Origin of the sequence: Streptomyces sp. RLB3-17 (assembly GCF_007113425.2) — a bacterium.
Classification (GTDB): domain Bacteria; phylum Actinomycetota; class Actinomycetes; order Streptomycetales; family Streptomycetaceae; genus Streptomyces; species Streptomyces mirabilis_D.
In genome coordinates, this window is the sequence record NZ_CP041610.2 from 2,011,868 (window position 1) to 2,025,837 (window position 13,970).

General features: G+C 71.8%; 15 protein-coding genes. 7 read left to right on the top strand and 8 right to left on the bottom strand.

The features are described 5' to 3' along the window. Positions 1–83 precede the first annotated feature (83 nt). Positions 84–1,328: an ROK family protein gene (locus FNV62_RS09550; protein ID WP_054228741.1), complete on the bottom strand. Its 1,245-nt coding sequence runs from the start codon at positions 1,326–1,328 to the stop codon at positions 84–86. After that, complete coding sequence (locus FNV62_RS09555; RefSeq protein WP_144316447.1) at positions 1,325–2,026, bottom strand: alpha-ketoglutarate-dependent dioxygenase AlkB family protein; 702 nt, start codon at positions 2,024–2,026, stop codon at positions 1,325–1,327. The genes FNV62_RS09550 and FNV62_RS09555 overlap by 4 nt, the downstream gene beginning before the upstream one ends. A gap of 104 nt (positions 2,027–2,130) precedes the next feature. Between FNV62_RS09555 and FNV62_RS09560 the strand changes: the two genes are divergently transcribed. Beyond that, positions 2,131–3,276 carry a methyltransferase gene (locus FNV62_RS09560; RefSeq protein WP_205523141.1) on the top strand — a complete coding sequence of 382 codons (1,146 nt, stop codon included), beginning with the start codon at positions 2,131–2,133 and terminating at the stop codon, positions 3,274–3,276. On the opposite strand, the gene FNV62_RS09565 is transcribed toward FNV62_RS09560, so the two are convergent. Then, positions 3,266–4,039: an AraC family transcriptional regulator gene (locus FNV62_RS09565; RefSeq protein WP_097283566.1), complete on the bottom strand. Its 774-nt coding sequence runs from the start codon at positions 4,037–4,039 to the stop codon at positions 3,266–3,268. The genes FNV62_RS09560 and FNV62_RS09565 overlap by 11 nt on opposite strands. A gap of 71 nt (positions 4,040–4,110) precedes the next feature. Here FNV62_RS09565 and FNV62_RS09570 point away from each other — a divergent pair, with 71 nt between their 5' ends. Continuing rightward, positions 4,111–4,944 (top strand): phytanoyl-CoA dioxygenase family protein, encoded by an 834-nt coding sequence (locus tag FNV62_RS09570; RefSeq protein ID WP_097283567.1) that lies wholly within the window; start codon positions 4,111–4,113, stop codon positions 4,942–4,944. Continuing rightward, the gene (locus FNV62_RS09575) at positions 4,941–5,222 is read left to right on the top strand and encodes a hypothetical protein (RefSeq protein WP_097283568.1); all 282 of its coding nucleotides are present in this window, start codon (positions 4,941–4,943) and stop codon (positions 5,220–5,222) included. Before FNV62_RS09570 ends, FNV62_RS09575 begins: the two co-directional genes overlap by 4 nt. A gap of 2 nt (positions 5,223–5,224) precedes the next feature. On the opposite strand, the gene FNV62_RS09580 is transcribed toward FNV62_RS09575, so the two are convergent. Both FNV62_RS09580 and FNV62_RS09585 read right to left on the bottom strand, forming a co-directional pair. Next, complete coding sequence (locus tag FNV62_RS09580) at positions 5,225–6,076, bottom strand: class II fructose-bisphosphate aldolase (RefSeq protein ID WP_144315074.1); 852 nt, start codon at positions 6,074–6,076, stop codon at positions 5,225–5,227. 32 nt (positions 6,077–6,108) lie between these two features. Then, positions 6,109–6,999, bottom strand: a complete 891-nt coding sequence (locus tag FNV62_RS09585) for an SIS domain-containing protein (protein WP_143612678.1) — start codon at positions 6,997–6,999, stop codon at positions 6,109–6,111. 156 nt (positions 7,000–7,155) lie between these two features. On the opposite strand from FNV62_RS09585, the gene FNV62_RS09590 reads away from it, so the two are divergent. Beyond that, entirely contained in the window at positions 7,156–7,935 is a 780-nt protein-coding gene (locus FNV62_RS09590; RefSeq protein WP_097283571.1) for a DeoR/GlpR family DNA-binding transcription regulator, read from the top strand. A gap of 34 nt (positions 7,936–7,969) precedes the next feature. Here the strand turns inward: FNV62_RS09590 and FNV62_RS09595 are convergent, their stop codons facing one another. After that, the gene (locus FNV62_RS09595) at positions 7,970–10,060 is read right to left on the bottom strand and encodes a GH92 family glycosyl hydrolase (protein WP_143612679.1); all 2,091 of its coding nucleotides are present in this window, start codon (positions 10,058–10,060) and stop codon (positions 7,970–7,972) included. A gap of 285 nt (positions 10,061–10,345) precedes the next feature. On the opposite strand from FNV62_RS09595, the gene FNV62_RS09600 reads away from it, so the two are divergent. The 3 genes from FNV62_RS09600 to FNV62_RS09610 are packed head-to-tail and all read left to right on the top strand — an operon-like array spanning position 10,346 to position 12,857. After that, entirely contained in the window at positions 10,346–11,482 is a 1,137-nt protein-coding gene (locus FNV62_RS09600; RefSeq protein ID WP_144315075.1) for an ABC transporter ATP-binding protein, read from the top strand. Then, complete coding sequence (locus FNV62_RS09605) at positions 11,479–12,186, top strand: ABC transporter permease (RefSeq protein WP_054228751.1); 708 nt, start codon at positions 11,479–11,481, stop codon at positions 12,184–12,186. The genes FNV62_RS09600 and FNV62_RS09605 overlap by 4 nt, the downstream gene beginning before the upstream one ends. Continuing rightward, positions 12,183–12,857: an ABC transporter permease gene (locus FNV62_RS09610; RefSeq protein ID WP_060898546.1), complete on the top strand. Its 675-nt coding sequence runs from the start codon at positions 12,183–12,185 to the stop codon at positions 12,855–12,857. Before FNV62_RS09605 ends, FNV62_RS09610 begins: the two co-directional genes overlap by 4 nt. A gap of 66 nt (positions 12,858–12,923) precedes the next feature. Here the strand turns inward: FNV62_RS09610 and FNV62_RS09615 are convergent, their stop codons facing one another. Next, on the bottom strand, positions 12,924–13,535 hold the full coding sequence (locus tag FNV62_RS09615; RefSeq protein WP_054228753.1) for a GTP-binding protein: 612 nt from the start codon (positions 13,533–13,535) through the stop codon (positions 12,924–12,926). Then, a complete protein-coding gene (locus FNV62_RS09620; protein WP_097288801.1) occupies positions 13,486–13,914 on the bottom strand; it encodes a DUF742 domain-containing protein in 429 nt (142 codons plus the stop codon). The genes FNV62_RS09615 and FNV62_RS09620 overlap by 50 nt, the downstream gene beginning before the upstream one ends. Positions 13,915–13,970: the final 56 nt, after the last annotated feature.

Genomic DNA, 13,970 nt, shown 5'->3' on the forward strand with positions numbered 1-13,970 from the left:
GCTACCGCCTCGACGGCCTCGTATCAGCTCCGACCTCAAGTCCGGCCTCAGGGCCGACCTCAAGTCCGATCTCAAGTCCGGCCTCAGGTCCGAGCCAGCGCCGCCGGTGGGTCGTCGAGGACCGGCTGCCAGGCCAACTCCGCGGCACCCACCAGGGTGTTGTGGTCCAGGGTGCAGGCGAGGATCGGTACGCCGCCGCTCTGGCCCCACAGGCTGCGGTCCGCGACGACGGCGCGCAGGCGGTCGGGGTCGGCGTCGAGGAGGGTGCGGTGCAGGCCGCCGAGGATGATCCGGTCGGGGTTGAGGATGTTGACCAGTCCGGCGAGGCCGAGGCCGAGGCGGTCGATCAGCGCCTCGGTGGCCGTGCGGACGGAGGGGTCCTGGTCGTACCGGGTGCGGATCAGGTCGTTGGCCTGCTGGAGGAGGGACACCTCGGGGCCGGGGTCGCGGCCCGCCGCCGTGAGGAACGCCAGGGGGTCCGCCTCGACGTCGAGGCAGCCGCGGCTGCCGCAGTAGCAGGGGCGGCCCTCGGGATTGACGGTGAGGTGGCCGACTTCGAGGGCGAGGCCCGAGCTGCCCGTGTGCAGTCGCCCGTCGAGGACGAGCGCGCCACCGACGCCCCGGTGCCCGGTGGCCACGCACAGCAGGTCGCGGGCGCCGCGCCCGGCGCCGTGGCGGTGCTCGGCGAGCGCGGCGAGGTTGATGTCGTTCGCGGCGAACGCCGGGCCCTCGATGCCCGCCGCGCGCACCTGCTCGGCGAAGATCCGGCGGACGGGGGCGCCCGCGGGCCAGGCGAGGTGGAGGGGGTTGAGGGCGAGCCCGTCCGGTTCGGCGACGGCGGACGGTACGGCGAGTCCGGCGCCCACGCAGCGCCGCCCGGTCTCGCGAAGCAGCTCCGCGCCGGTCTCGACGACGGCGCCCAGCACCTTCGCCGGGTCGGCGTCGACGGTCTCGCAGCTGGGTGCGGTGGCGACGATCCGGCCGCCGAGCCCGACCAGTGCGGCCCGGAACCCGTCGGCGTGCACCTGTGCGGCCAGCGCCACGGGACCGTCCTCGGCGACCTCCAGGCGGTGCGAGGGCCGTCCCTGCGAACCGGCCGCCGCGCCGGGCCGCGCGTCGACCCGGATCAGCCCGAGCGCCTCCAGCTCCGAGGCCACCACGCCGGCGGTCGCCCGGGTGACGCCCAGCTCGGCGGTGAGTACGGCACGCGTCGGCGCACGTCCGGTGTGCACGAGTTCCAGCGCGGGTCCGAGCGCCCCGCGCCCCCGGTCCAGCCGTGTCCGCGTGTTCCCTTCCCCCGCCGTCCGGGGGCCCGCCTTGCCGTTCATGAGGGCGAGTCTCCCATGATCCGCTCGTGCGGTGCCCCGTCCGAAGGCACCTGGAAGCCACTCACCCGTAGCGTCACGTTCAGACGGCCGGTCAGGCCCAGTTCGGGCGGCGCCGTGTCGGGGAGCACTCGGGGAACCCCGTGGTAGGCGAGCCGGGAGGCCCCGCCGAACACGAACAGGTCCCCGCTGCGCAGCTCGACATCCGTGTACGGGCGCGAGCGCGACTCGGTGTTCCCGAAGCGGAAGACGCAGGTGTCGCCGAGGCTCAGCGACACCACGGGCGCGTCGGACTTCTCGTCGCTGTCGCGGTGCATGCCCATCCGGGCGTCGGCGTCGTAGAAATTGATCAGTGCGATGTCGTACGGGGCGGTGGCGGCCTCGGGGCCCAGGGTGTCCGCGACCGCGCGGCGGCCGAGCGCGTCCAGCCAGGCGGGGAAGGACTTCACCGGGGCGCCGTCGCCGTCGGCGACCGTGCGCGCGTACCGGTACGGGTACCAGTGCCAGCCCAGGCACACCTGCCGGGAGGTCATCGCGCCGCCGCCGGGCGTGCGCACCGTACGCAGTCCGGCCGGTGGGCGGGCCCACGCACGGCAGGCGTCGAGAAGCTCCCGCTGGGCGACCGGGTCCAGCCAGTCCGGCAGATGCACCGCGCCCGGCGCGATCTCCGCCCGGCTTCGGGGGAACAGCTCAGCATCCATGGACATGCCACCATCCTCGCGCACCCCGCCCGTTCCGTGCCCGCATCCGATCAAGACCCGGCCCGCACGTGGCTGAGCTGCGGCTCGGCTAGCCTTGACCCACGATGAACGACCGGATGACCGCGCCCTGGGCCGAGTACGCGCTGGCCCGCTTCCCCGAGGACCCCCGCGACCAGCTCCGTGCCTGGGACGCCGCCGACACCTATCTGCTGCGGCACCTCGCGGAGAGCGGAACGCCGCTGTCCGGGTCGGTCGTGGTGGTCGGCGACCGCTGGGGAGCGCTCGCCACGGCGCTGTCGGCGCACCGGCCGACGCAGATCACCGACTCCTTCCTCGCGCAGGAGGCGACCCGGGCGAACCTGGCCCGCAACGGGGTCGAGGCCACCGCGGTACGGCTGCTGACCACCCAGGACACGCCTCCCGACCGCATCGACGTCCTGCTCGTCCGGGTGCCGAAGAGCCTCGCCCTGCTGGAGGACCAGCTGCACCGGCTGGCGCCCGGCGTGCACGAGGGGACCGTCGTCGTGGGCACGGGCATGGTCAAGGAGATCCACACCTCGACGCTGCACCTCTTCGAGCGGATCCTCGGCCCGACCCGGACCTCGCTGGCCGAGAAGAAGGCCCGGCTGATCTTCTGCACCCCGTACCCCGGGATCGCCCGGGCCGCCAACCCCTGGCCGTACAGCTACCGGCTCCCCGACGACATCGGCCTGGTTTCCGGCCGTACCGTCGTCAACCACGCCGGTGTGTTCTGCGCCGACCGTCTCGACATCGGCACCCGCTTCCTCCTCCAGCACCTGCCGCGCAGCCGGGGCCCCGAGCGGATCGTGGACCTGGGCTGCGGCAACGGAGTCGTCGGTACGGCGATGGCGCTGGCCAACCCGGAGGCGGAGGTGCTGTTCGTGGACGAGTCGTACCAGGCGGTCGCCTCGGCCGAGGAGACGTACCGGGAGAACACCGACGGCGTGGGTGCGCAGTTCCGCGTGGGCGACGGGCTCGCGGAGGTACCCGCCGGGAGCGTGGACCTCGTCCTGAACAATCCGCCCTTCCACTCGCACCAGGCGACGACGGACACCACGGCCTGGCGGATGTTCTCGGGGGCGCGGCGCGCGCTGCGGCCGGGCGGCGAGCTGTGGGTCATCGGGAACCGCCATCTCGGCTACCACCTGAAGCTGCGCCGCCTCTTCGGCAACAGCGAACTCGTGGCGAGTGACGCGAAGTTCGTCGTTCTCAGGGCCGTCAAGAAGTAGTTCCGCGCAGTACGCGGGGCGAGGCGCCCAGTTCGCGGCGGCACGCCTTGTTGAAGGCCTGCAGGTCGGGGATGCCTACGGAGGCGGCGACCGCCGGGATGGAGAGCGTCGTGGCGCGCAGCAGATGGTGGGCGCGCTGAAGTCTGCGGCGGCGGATGTAGGCCACGACCGTGGTGCCGGTCTCGGCGCGGAAGAGCCGGGTGAGGTGGTTGTGGGAGATCCCGGCGGCGCGGGCGATCTCCGGGATGGTGAGCGGCGCCGCCAGCCGGGCCTCGATGTGGGCGATGGCCGTGCCCACCGCCGGGTGCGGGCCGCGGCTCGCGGCGGTGGGCGGAGTGAGCCGGGCGACGCGCCACAGCGCGGTCCAGATCTCGGCCCGGGTGTGCTCGGGCGCTCCGGGGGCCGCCGCGATCGCGTTCAGCAACAGGCTGGAGAGCATGGGGAATTCGGGCCCCGCGTCCTGCATCACGGGGACGGTGCGAGGCGGCCCGGCGGGGGCGATGCGCAGATGGGCGTAGAGGTGTTCGGAGCGGCCCTGGTAGCGGTAGCGGACCGTGGTGCCGGGCGGTACGAGGCTGACGCGGCCGGGGCGGATGGTGTGCGTGGTGCCGTCGACGGTCAGCTCGGCGTCGTACTGGTAGAGGTGCAGCTGCCACAGCTCCGGCAGCCGGAAGACGTCCGTGCGGCTCGCCACGCCGTGCACGCCGACGCCGATGTTGACGACGGCGGGCGGTTCGCCGAGGTGGACGTCCGTCTCCCGCATGGTGAAAAGCTACCAGCAGTGGTGAGCCGCGCCCACGCGCCGTCGGCGGCCCCGACCCTACGTTGAGTCGCATGACCAACACACCGGAGCACACCTCGAACATCCCACTCCTGAGTTCGGTCCGGATGGCGCACTTCGTGGCCCACGGCTCGCTGCGGCTGGACGCCGTGGTGCCGCCGGAGATGAACGCCGAGGGCATGGAGGTGCTGCGCGAGGGCGTGCCCGAGGTGCCCTACGGCAGCTCCGTGCCGGCCGTCTACCCGGCGGGTTCCTTCGTCCGCCGGCTGCTGGAACTCCCCGCCGTGGCCGGGGCCCTGCGGAGCCTCGTCGGGCCAGGACCCGCCGTCGACCACCACTACGTCCACCTCCGCGAGCCGCACGAGGGGCGGGCGCAGCCGCTGCACGCCGACGCGATCATCGATGTGCGCACCGACGCCTTCGACGTGCAGCTGATGTACTACCCGCAGGACGTCACCCTCGACATGGGCGGCACGCTCAGCGTGCCGGGCAGCCATCTGCGGCGCACCAACGAGTCGGACACCGGGCGCTACCAGAATCTGCGCGGGCAGAGCCGGCTGGTCTGCCCGGCGGGCACCGTGGTGTTTCTGCACCATGGCCTGTGGCACGGCGGGCGGCGCAACGACAGCGACGTGGTCCGCTACATGTTCAAGATCCGCTTCAACCCGACCGTGCGGCAGCGGCGGCTGTGGGACACCTCGGACCTCGGCGACCCGCGGGTCGCCGAGGAACTCTCCACGACGTTCCCCTGGTACGAGCCCGCCACCGGCCGTCTCGAGATCTACCACCGGGTCCTGCTGTGGCGCGCGCTCACCGGGGACGACTCCTTCGACCTGGACCACTGGGTGACCCGGGTCTCCAACCAGCCCAGGAGGGAAGCTGTATGAGTGCCCGTCAGCAGGTTCTGGTCCTCTATCTGGCCACCTCCGCCCTGGACTCGGAGGTGGTGGGCTGGTCTGCCTACGACGGCACCGGCCGCACGTCCCCCACGACCGGGGACAGCGACGAGCCGCCGTACGCGTCGGGTGTGGACGCCTTGCGGGACGGCTGGCGGCTGTTCCAGGCGGCACAGCTGATCCCGCCGTGTCCCGGGGGCGAGTACGACGTGTCGTTCCTCAAGCACGAGTTCTTCTTCGAGAAGCTGGTCGACGTCGGTGCCCCCTGAGGTCAGGCGCCCAGTACGCGGATCAGGCGTGCCACCGTCTCCGCCATCGCCTCCCGCCCCACGCTGAGGTACTTGCGGGAGTCGACGGCTTCGGGGTGGGCGGCGAGGAACTCCCGGACGGCGCCGGTCATCGCGATGTTCAGGGCGGTCCCCACGTTGACCTTGGCGATGCCGCCCGCGACGGCCGCGGCCAGTTCGTCGTCCGGCACTCCGGAGGAGCCGTGCAGGACGAGCGGCACTCCGAGCGCCGCGGTCAGCCGCTTGAGGCGGTCGTGGTCGAGGGCGGCGGTGCGGGTGGTCATGGCGTGCGAGCTGCCGATCGCGACGGCCAGGGCGTCCACGCCGGAGTCGGCCACGAAGGCGCGGGCCTCGGCGGGGTCCGTGCGGGCGCCGGGCGCGTGCGCGTCGAGCGGCGGCTCACCGTTCTTGCCTCCCACCGCCCCCAACTCGGCCTCGATCCACAGGCCTTGTGCGTGTGCCCAGTCGGCGGCGGCCCGGGTGGCGGCGAGGTTCTCCTCGTACGGCAGCCGGGCCGCGTCGTACATCACCGAGCTGAATCCGGCGGCGGACGCCTGGCGGAGCAGGTCGTCGCTCTGTACGTGGTCGAGATGCAGCGCGACGGGCACCGAGGCGCGCTCGGCGGCCGCGGCGGCGGCGCGGGCCAGCGGCAGCAGCCGTCCGTAGCGGAACTTCACGGCGTTCTCGCTGACCTGGAGGACGACGGGGGCGGCCACGGACTCGGCGCCCGCGACGACGGCCTCGACATGCTCCAGGGTGATGATGTTGAACGCGGCGACGGCGGTCCGCGCTCCGGCCGCGGCGGTGACCAGGTCACCGGTGGCTGCGAGTGGCACAACTCCTCCTTCTGGGCGCGCGGCCCGACGGCTCAGCGGGCCGACGGGGCGAGGACGACCGAGCGGGTGAGGTGGCGCGGCCGGTCGGGGTCGAGTCCGCGGGCCGCGGCGACGGCGACCGCGAGCCGCTGGGCGCGGACGAGTTCGGCGAGCGGGTCGAGTTCACCCGCCACCCACCGTCCCCCCGTGGCCCGTACCTGCTCGGCCAGCCCTTCGGGGGCCTCGCCGAGCATCCAGGTGGCCGTGCCGGCGGTGGTGACGCTGATGGGTCCGTGCCGGTACTCCATCGCCGGGTACGCCTCGGTCCAGGCCAGGGAGGCTTCACGCATCTTCAGCCCGGCCTCGTTGGCGAGCCCGACGGTCCAGCCGCGGCCGAGGAAGGTGAACTGCGCGCAGTCGACGAGCCCTTCGGGCAGCGAGGTCGCGAGCGCGGTGCGCGCGTCGGCGACGACGTCGTCGGTGTGCAGTCCGAGGTGGGCGCGGAACAGGGTGAGCGCGGTGGTCGCGAACCGGGTCTGCACCACGGAGCGTTCGTCCGCGAAGTCGAGTACGACGAGGTCGTCCGCGCGGTCCATCACGGGGGTCGCGGGGTCGGCGGTGATCGCGGTCGTCCGGGTACGTCCGCGCAGCCGCCCGAGGAGTTCGAGCACCTCGGTGGTGGTGCCGGAACGGGTGAGGGCGACCACACGGTCGTAGGAGCGGCCCTCCGGGAACTCCGAGGCGGCGAAGGCGTCCGTCTCGCCCTGCCCGGACCCCTCACGCAGGGCGGCGGCGGACTGCGCCATGAAGAAGGAGGTCCCGCAGCCCACGATCGCGACCCGCTCCCCCGCTTCCGGCAGCGCGCCGTCGTGCGCCTTGGCCTGCTCGGCGGCGCGGATCCAGCACTCGGGCTGGCTCTTCAGCTCATGCTCGACATGGGTCATGCCGTACCCCTCCCACTGACGCTGTCCATGCAAGATAGTGCAAGTTAAGGCCGACTTTCGAGCACAATCAAGCATGTCGTCTGTGGAAATGCCAGGGAATGTGGTGCGCCGGGGGGTGCGCTAGGGTCGCGAAGGATCGAGGAACGGAGAGTGCGGATGTCGCGCGACGCCCGCTGGAAGGCCCTGCTGGAACTGCTCGTGGAGCGGGGCCGGCTGGAGGTCGAGCAGGCCGCGGCCGAGCTGGAGGTGTCACCCGCCACGATCCGGCGCGACTTCGACCAGCTCGCCGAGCAGCAGATGCTCGTACGCACCCGGGGCGGCGCGGTCGTCCACGGCGTGTCGTACGAACTGCCGCTGCGCTACAAGACCGCCCGGCACGCCACGGAGAAACAGCGCATCGCGAAGGCGGTGGCCGATCTCGTCGTGCCGGGCGAGGCGGTGGGCCTGACCGGCGGCACGACCACCACCGAGGTGGCCCGCGCACTGGCGGTACACCCCGATCTCGCCTCGGGGTCGCCCGCGCTGACCGTGGTGACGAACGCGCTCAACATCGCGGGCGAACTGGCCGTGCGGCCCCAGTTCAAGATCGTGCTGACCGGCGGGGTGGCCCGGCCGCAGTCGTACGAGCTGGTCGGGCCGCTCGCGGACGGTGTGCTCAGCCAGATCACCATGGACGTCGCCGTGCTGGGCGTGGTCGCCTTCGACGTGACGCACGGGGCCGCAGCCCACGACGAGGCCGAGGCGGCGATCAACCGGCTGCTGTGCGAGCGCGCCGAGCGTGTGATCGTCGCCGCCGACTCCAGCAAACTGGGCCGCCGCGCCTTCGCCCGGATCTGCGCGGCCGAGTCGGTGGACACACTGGTCACCGACACGGCGGTGGACGAGGAGACCGTGCGGCGGTTCACGGAGGCGGGGGTCGGGGTCGTCGCCGTCTGACGGCCCCGAACGGCCCGCTGCCTCGACGCCGGACTCATGAACCCTTCCGCTGCGGCGCGGTGACCGCGAGCGTGCGGATGTCGCGGCTGGTGGCGGAGGCGTCGGGCGCGACGAGCACCGTCCTCGGGCCGCCCGGTCGGTGTACCACGACACTGGGGAAGGCCGGTTCGGCCAGGGCGAGTTGCCCGGTGCCGGCGGCTTGCGGGTACATGCCGAGGCTCGCCCACACCGCCCAGGAGGACATGGCGCCGAGGTCGTCGTTGCCGACGAGGCCGTCGGGACGGTCGCTGAACAGGGTGGCCAGGGCGCGGCGGACGGTGTCGCGGGCGCGGTCGGGGCGGCCGGCGAAGTCGTACGCCCAGGGGGTGTCGAACGACGGCTCGTTGCCGAGGTAGGCGTAGGGCTGGGCGCCGCCCGCGTTGAGCTGGGTGAAGAAGGTGTCGAGGCGCGCGGTGACGGCGGCGTTCCCGCCCATCAGGGTGAAGAGGCCGGGCAGGTCGTGCGGGACCATCCAGGTGTATTGGGCGCCGTTGCCCTCGACGTACTCGGTCTTCTGCGCGGGGGTGAAGGCCGGCCAGGTGCCGTCGGCCGCGCGCGGCTGGAGGTAGCCGGTGGCGGGGTTGAAGAGGTTGCGCCAGTTCCTGGAGGCCTTCAGCAGGATGTCGTAGGCGGCGGTGTCGCCCAGACGGTGGGCGAGCTGGGCCAACGCGTAGTCGGAGACGGCGTATTCGAGAGTGGTGGCCGCCGAGCCCCACACCTTCTTGGTGCCGGCGGGGATGTAGCCGAGGGCGTCGTACTGCGCGTGTCCGGGCCGCTGGCGATCGTTGTCGCGGCCCGCCATGGCGGCGCGCAGCAGGCCGCGGGCGTCGAAGTCGGTGGCGCCGAAGGCGTACACGGCGGAGGCGATGACGGGCAGCGGGTCGCCGACCATGACGCCGGTGCCGCCGTTGGCGAGGGTCCAGCGGTCGAAGTAGCCCGCCTGGCGGCCCTGGTTGAGGATGGACTGCGCGATGTCGGAGGCTTCGTGCGGGGCCAGCAGGGCGAGCAGCTGCACCTGGGAGCGGTAGACGTCCCAGCCGGAGAAGTTCGCGTACTGGACGTGTCCGGCGGGGGTGGTGTGGATGCGGCCGTCCATGCCGGGGTAGCGGCCGTCGGCGTCGCTGAAGGCGCTGGGGTGCAGGAGCGAGTGGTACAGGGCTGTGTAGAAGACCCGGCGCTGCGTGTCGGTGCCGCCGCCGACACTGATGCGGCCGAGCCAGTCGTTCCACTGGGCACGGGCGGCCCGTCGGATCTGGTCGTACGGGTTCCTGTGCTGCTCGGCGGCGATGTTGCCGCGGGCGCCGTCGACGCTGACGAAGGAGACGCCGACGCGGACGGTCACCGTGCGTACGTCGGGGCCGAAGGAGACCTGCGCGGCGCCCGGTCTGCCGTCGGGGTGGACGACATGGGCGAAGGGGTGGTCGAACACGGCGTGGAAGTAGAGCCGGTAGCGGTTGGCGGACTTGCAGAAGCCGCCGCTGTTGGTGAACCCGGACAGGGTGTCGGTGCCGATGTCGACCGTTCCGGTCGCCGCGTTGAACGCCTTGCCCGCGTCGACACTCAGCGCGGCGGGGCGGTCGTCGGTGGCCGGGTAGGTGAAACGGGCGATGCCGGAGCGCCGGGTGGCGGTGAGTTCGCTGCCGATGCCGTTGTCGAAGGTGACCCGGTAGTTTCCGGGTGTCGCCTGCTCGTTGGCGTGCGAGAAGGTCGCCCGCCCGCTGGTGTCGCCGGCGAGCATCGGCATGAAGGGCACGTTGCCGTAGTCCCTGCAGCCGGCCCCGGAGATGTGGGTGAGGCTGAACCCTCTGATCCGGTTGTCCCCGTACGCGTACCCGCCGTGCTGATAGGTCACCGTGTCCGGGCTCCACTGCACCCCGCCGAGGGGTGCGGTCGCGCCGGGGAAGGTGTTTCCGGCACCGCCGCCATGGCCGAAATCGGCCCCTCCCGGCGCGGTACCGACGAAGGGGTTCACGTACTGGGCCGGGTCGGCCACCGTGTCGTCCGCGGCGGCGGGTGTGGCCGGGGCGGACGACACGACGAGCACGGCGGCGCCGGCCAGCGCGGCCCGGCGGAAGGGGAATCGCAAGTGGGTCTCTCCGGGCTGTGGCGGCAGGGGCGACAGAGCATGAGGGCGACAGTCTCCCGGGGGATGTCGTCACCTCCGCGCCGCCACGCCCGAAGATCACCCGCACGGCGGAGCGCCCGCTCTCACCCGACCGGCTCGTGCGACGCGGCGGGCTCCACCTGCGCACCCTCCACAACCGGCCACCCTGCGGTGCCCGAACGTACGCGCCAACTGGCTAGACTACGCACCCTCGTGCATGTGATCCGGTCACGTCCGATCACAGCCGTTCCCGAAGGGTTTCGACGCTTGATAGCCATCGAAGATGTCAGCAAGCGATATGCCGACGGCACGGTGGCCGTCGATCGCCTGTCCCTCCAGATACCGAACCACTCGATCACCGTGCTCGTCGGGCCTTCGGGGTGCGGCAAGACCACCACACTGCGGATGATCAACCGCATGATCGAGCCCAGCAGCGGCACGATCCGCGTCAACGGCGAGGACATCCTCCGCAAGCCGGTCAACGCCCTGCGTCAGTCCATGGGTTACGTCATCCAGAACGCGGGGCTCTTCCAGCACCGCACGATCCTCGACAACATCGCCACGGTGCCGCGGCTGCTCGGCTGGTCCAAGCAGCGCGCCCGCGCCCGCGCGGCGGAACTGATGGAACGGGTGGGCCTGGACCCGGCCATGGCCCGCCGCTACCCCTACCAGCTCTCCGGCGGCCAGCAGCAGCGCGTCGGTGTCGCCCGCGCGCTCGCCGCCGACCCGCCGATCCTGCTGATGGACGAGCCGTTCTCCGCCGTCGACCCGGTCGTCCGCCGTGGTCTGCAGGTGGAGTTGCTGCACATCCAGGGCGAGCTGGGCAAGGCCATCGTGTTCGTCACCCACGACATGGACGAGGCCATCACGATCGGTGACCGCGTCGCCGTACTGCGCACCGGTGGCAAGCTCGCCCAGTTCGCCGCCCCCGACGAGCTGCTGTCGGCGCCCGCCGACGCGTTCGTGGAGGAGTTCCTCGGTGGCGACCGGGGCATCCGCGGGCTGTCGTTCCTGTCCACCCGCGACCTCGCGCTCGACCGCTCCCGGGTCTTCCCGGTCGGCAGCGACTGGCAGCAGCTCGCCGGAAAGCCGGGCGGCACGGAGCCGGTCCTGGTCACCGACGCGGACGGAAAGCCGCTGGGCTGGGCCGACCTGACGGTGTGGGCCGGTGACGTCCAAGCGCTGGAGCCGCATGGGCAGGCCTTCGAGGTGGGCAAGGACTCGCTGCGGGTCGCGCTGGACCGGGCGGTGCTCTCGCCCACCGGTCAGGCGGTCGCCGTGGACGGGGCGGGACGCGTGCTGGGGCTCGCCGGGCAGGAGACGGTCGCCGCCGCGATCCGCGCGGCCAGGCAGCGCCGCGCCGCGGACTCCGAGGGCGTCTCCACGGTGAAGGCCTCGCGATGAACGGCTTCTTCGACATCCCGAGCGACCTCCAGAGCAGCTATCTCGGCCTGATCTCCACACACATGCAGGAGGCGCTGGTCCCGGTTCTCGTCGGCCTCCTGCTGGCGCTGCCGATCGGCCTGTTGTGCGTCCGCGTCAACTGGATCTATCCGCCGGTCCTCTGGATCACCACGGTGCTGTACGCGATCCCGTCGATCGCCTTCTTCGTGGTGCTCATCGACTACACCGGCCTGAGCAAAACCACCGTGATGATCCCGCTGACGCTCTACAGTCTGGTGGTTCTCGTCCCGGCCGTCGTCGACGGCGTCCGCTCGGTCCCCGAGGAGACGAACGCCGCCGCCGCGGCGATGGGCATCGGTTCGCTGCGACGCTACCTCCAGGTCCAACTGCCCATCGCCGTACCCGCGATCATGGCCGGACTGCGCGTGGCGACCGCCTCCAGCATCAGTCTGGTCAGCGTCGGCTCGCTGATCGGCAACCAGGGGGCGCTCGGCAACCTCCTCACCACCGCGATGCTCTACCACCGCCCTCTCCTCGCCGTGAACTCGGTCGTCACCACCGCCGTTCTCGCGGTGCTGGTCGACGCCGTGCTCGTCCTGCTGCGCCGCGTGCTCACCCCCTGGCAGCCCGCCTCCGGCCGCAAGGCCAAACGCCGTACGTCCACGATCGCGGGCGCCGCCCGCACCCCGGAGAGCGTCTCGTGAACGTACTCAACTTCATTCAGTCCTTCTTCTCCGACGGCTCCCACTGGCACGGGTACGACGGGATCCCGCAGCGCGTGTGGGAACACCTCCAGTACACCGCCGGGGCGCTCGCGATCGCCGCGGCCGTCGGCCTGCCCGTCGGCCTGGTCACCGGACACACCGGGCGCGGCGGCAACGCGCTGGCCTTCGTGTCGGCGGGTGCCCGTGCGCTGCCCACCTTCGGGCTGCTGGTGCTGATGTTCGTCTGGCTCGGCCTCGGCATCGTGCCCGTGATGATCCCGCTCGTGGTGCTGGCGGTCCCGCCGATCCTCATCACCACCTACGAGGCGATCCGCACCCTGGATCCCTCCCCCGTCGACGCCGCCCGCGGAATGGGCATGCCGGAGGGGAAGGTCCTGTTCCAGGTCGAGGTGCCGGCGGCGCTGCCGCTGATCCTCAGCGGTCTGCGTTCGGCGGCGATCCAGATCGTGTCCACGGCGACCATCGCGGCCTATGTGAGCCTCGGCGGGGTCGGCCGTTACATCCTGGACGGCCTCTACCAGCGCAACTACGAGAAGGTGGTGGGCGGCGCGGCCCTCACCGCGATCCTGGCGCTGCTCGTGCTGGTGCTGTTCTGGGCCATTGCCCGGGTGGCGGTGTCCCCGGGAGTGCGCAGGCGCCGTACGGCCTGAGGAAAAGGGAAGAGAAAAGGGAAGAGGGGGGACGAGCCGCAAGGCCCGTCCCCCCTCTTCCCTCGTTCACTGCTGCGCGGTCGCCAGGGCGTGTTCGAGGACGACGAGGAGCGCGTCCCTCACGGACCCGCGTTCGCGGGCGTCGAACACGGTGAGCGGCACGTGGTCGCCGACGTCGAGGGCCCACCGTACGTCGTTCAGATCGTGTTCGACCTTGCCGTCGAAGGCGTTGACGGCCACCGCGAAGGGGATCTCGCGGTGCTCGAAGTAGTCGACGGCCGCGTAGCAGTCGTCGAGTCGGCGGGTGTCGACGATGACGAGCCCGCCGAGGGCGCCCTCGACCAGGTCGTCCCACATGAACCCGAAGCGCTCCTGGCCGGGGGTGCCGAACAGATAGAGCTTCAGGGTCGGGTCGAGCGTGACACAGCCGAAGTCCATGGCGACGGTGGTCGTCATCTTCTCCGGGGTGTGGGAGAGGTCGTCGATGCCCGCGGCGACCGAGGTGATGGACGCCTCGGTGGTGAGCGGCTCGATTTCGGAGATGGCACCCACGGTGGTGGTCTTGCCCACGCCGAAGCCGCCCGCGATCACCATCTTCACCGGCATCGGCGGCCGGGGACCCTCGGTGTCAGCGCTCACGGATCGCGCCCCGGGAGTCGGGGATAGCTCGGAGACCATCGATAACCCTTCGCAATACGGTGGCGTCGCGGGCGGATTCGGCCTGCGGTGCGTACAAGGCCAGTTGACCGTCGGCGCGCAGATCGTCGGCGAGCACCCTGATCACATTCAAATGCATCCGCAGTTTCGCCGCGATCTCCGCCAGCGACTGCGGCTGGCGGCAGATCGTGATGATGTCGCGGTGCTGGTCGAAGACGAACGCGTCCAGCGTGGCCAGACCGAGATCCGTCGCGACGACCTGCGTCTCGATCGGAATCGTCGGCACCAGACTGTCACCGCCGGCGATCCGGCCCGCGGTCAGCAGGAATGGCCTGACGATCGACGGGGGGTGGTCCACTCCCCATGCGTCGTCGGCGGCTGATGGCTCGCCGGCCGTCATCTCGTCCTCACCCTTCAGCTCGCGGGTCGTCCCGGCCTTCGTGACGCCCCCGCCGA

Bases quoted from the DNA above. Each gene is read 5' to 3' on its own strand.
- FNV62_RS09550 (WP_054228741.1), bottom strand. From the start codon at position 1,328: ATGAACGGCAAGGCGGGCCCCCGGACGGCGGGGGAAGGGAACACGCGG.
- FNV62_RS09555 (WP_144316447.1), bottom strand. From the start codon at position 2,026: ATGGATGCTGAGCTGTTCCCCCGAAGCCGGGCGGAGATCGCGCCGGGC.
- FNV62_RS09560 (WP_205523141.1), top strand. From the start codon at position 2,131: ATGAACGACCGGATGACCGCGCCCTGGGCCGAGTACGCGCTGGCCCGC.
- FNV62_RS09565 (WP_097283566.1), bottom strand. From the start codon at position 4,039: ATGCGGGAGACGGACGTCCACCTCGGCGAACCGCCCGCCGTCGTCAAC.
- FNV62_RS09570 (WP_097283567.1), top strand. From the start codon at position 4,111: ATGACCAACACACCGGAGCACACCTCGAACATCCCACTCCTGAGTTCG.
- FNV62_RS09575 (WP_097283568.1), top strand. From the start codon at position 4,941: ATGAGTGCCCGTCAGCAGGTTCTGGTCCTCTATCTGGCCACCTCCGCC.
- FNV62_RS09585 (WP_143612678.1), bottom strand. From the start codon at position 6,999: ATGACCCATGTCGAGCATGAGCTGAAGAGCCAGCCCGAGTGCTGGATC.
- FNV62_RS09590 (WP_097283571.1), top strand. From the start codon at position 7,156: ATGTCGCGCGACGCCCGCTGGAAGGCCCTGCTGGAACTGCTCGTGGAG.
- FNV62_RS09605 (WP_054228751.1), top strand. From the start codon at position 11,479: ATGAACGGCTTCTTCGACATCCCGAGCGACCTCCAGAGCAGCTATCTC.
- FNV62_RS09615 (WP_054228753.1), bottom strand. From the start codon at position 13,535: ATGGTCTCCGAGCTATCCCCGACTCCCGGGGCGCGATCCGTGAGCGCT.
- FNV62_RS09620 (WP_097288801.1), bottom strand. From the start codon at position 13,914: ATGACGGCCGGCGAGCCATCAGCCGCCGACGACGCATGGGGAGTGGAC.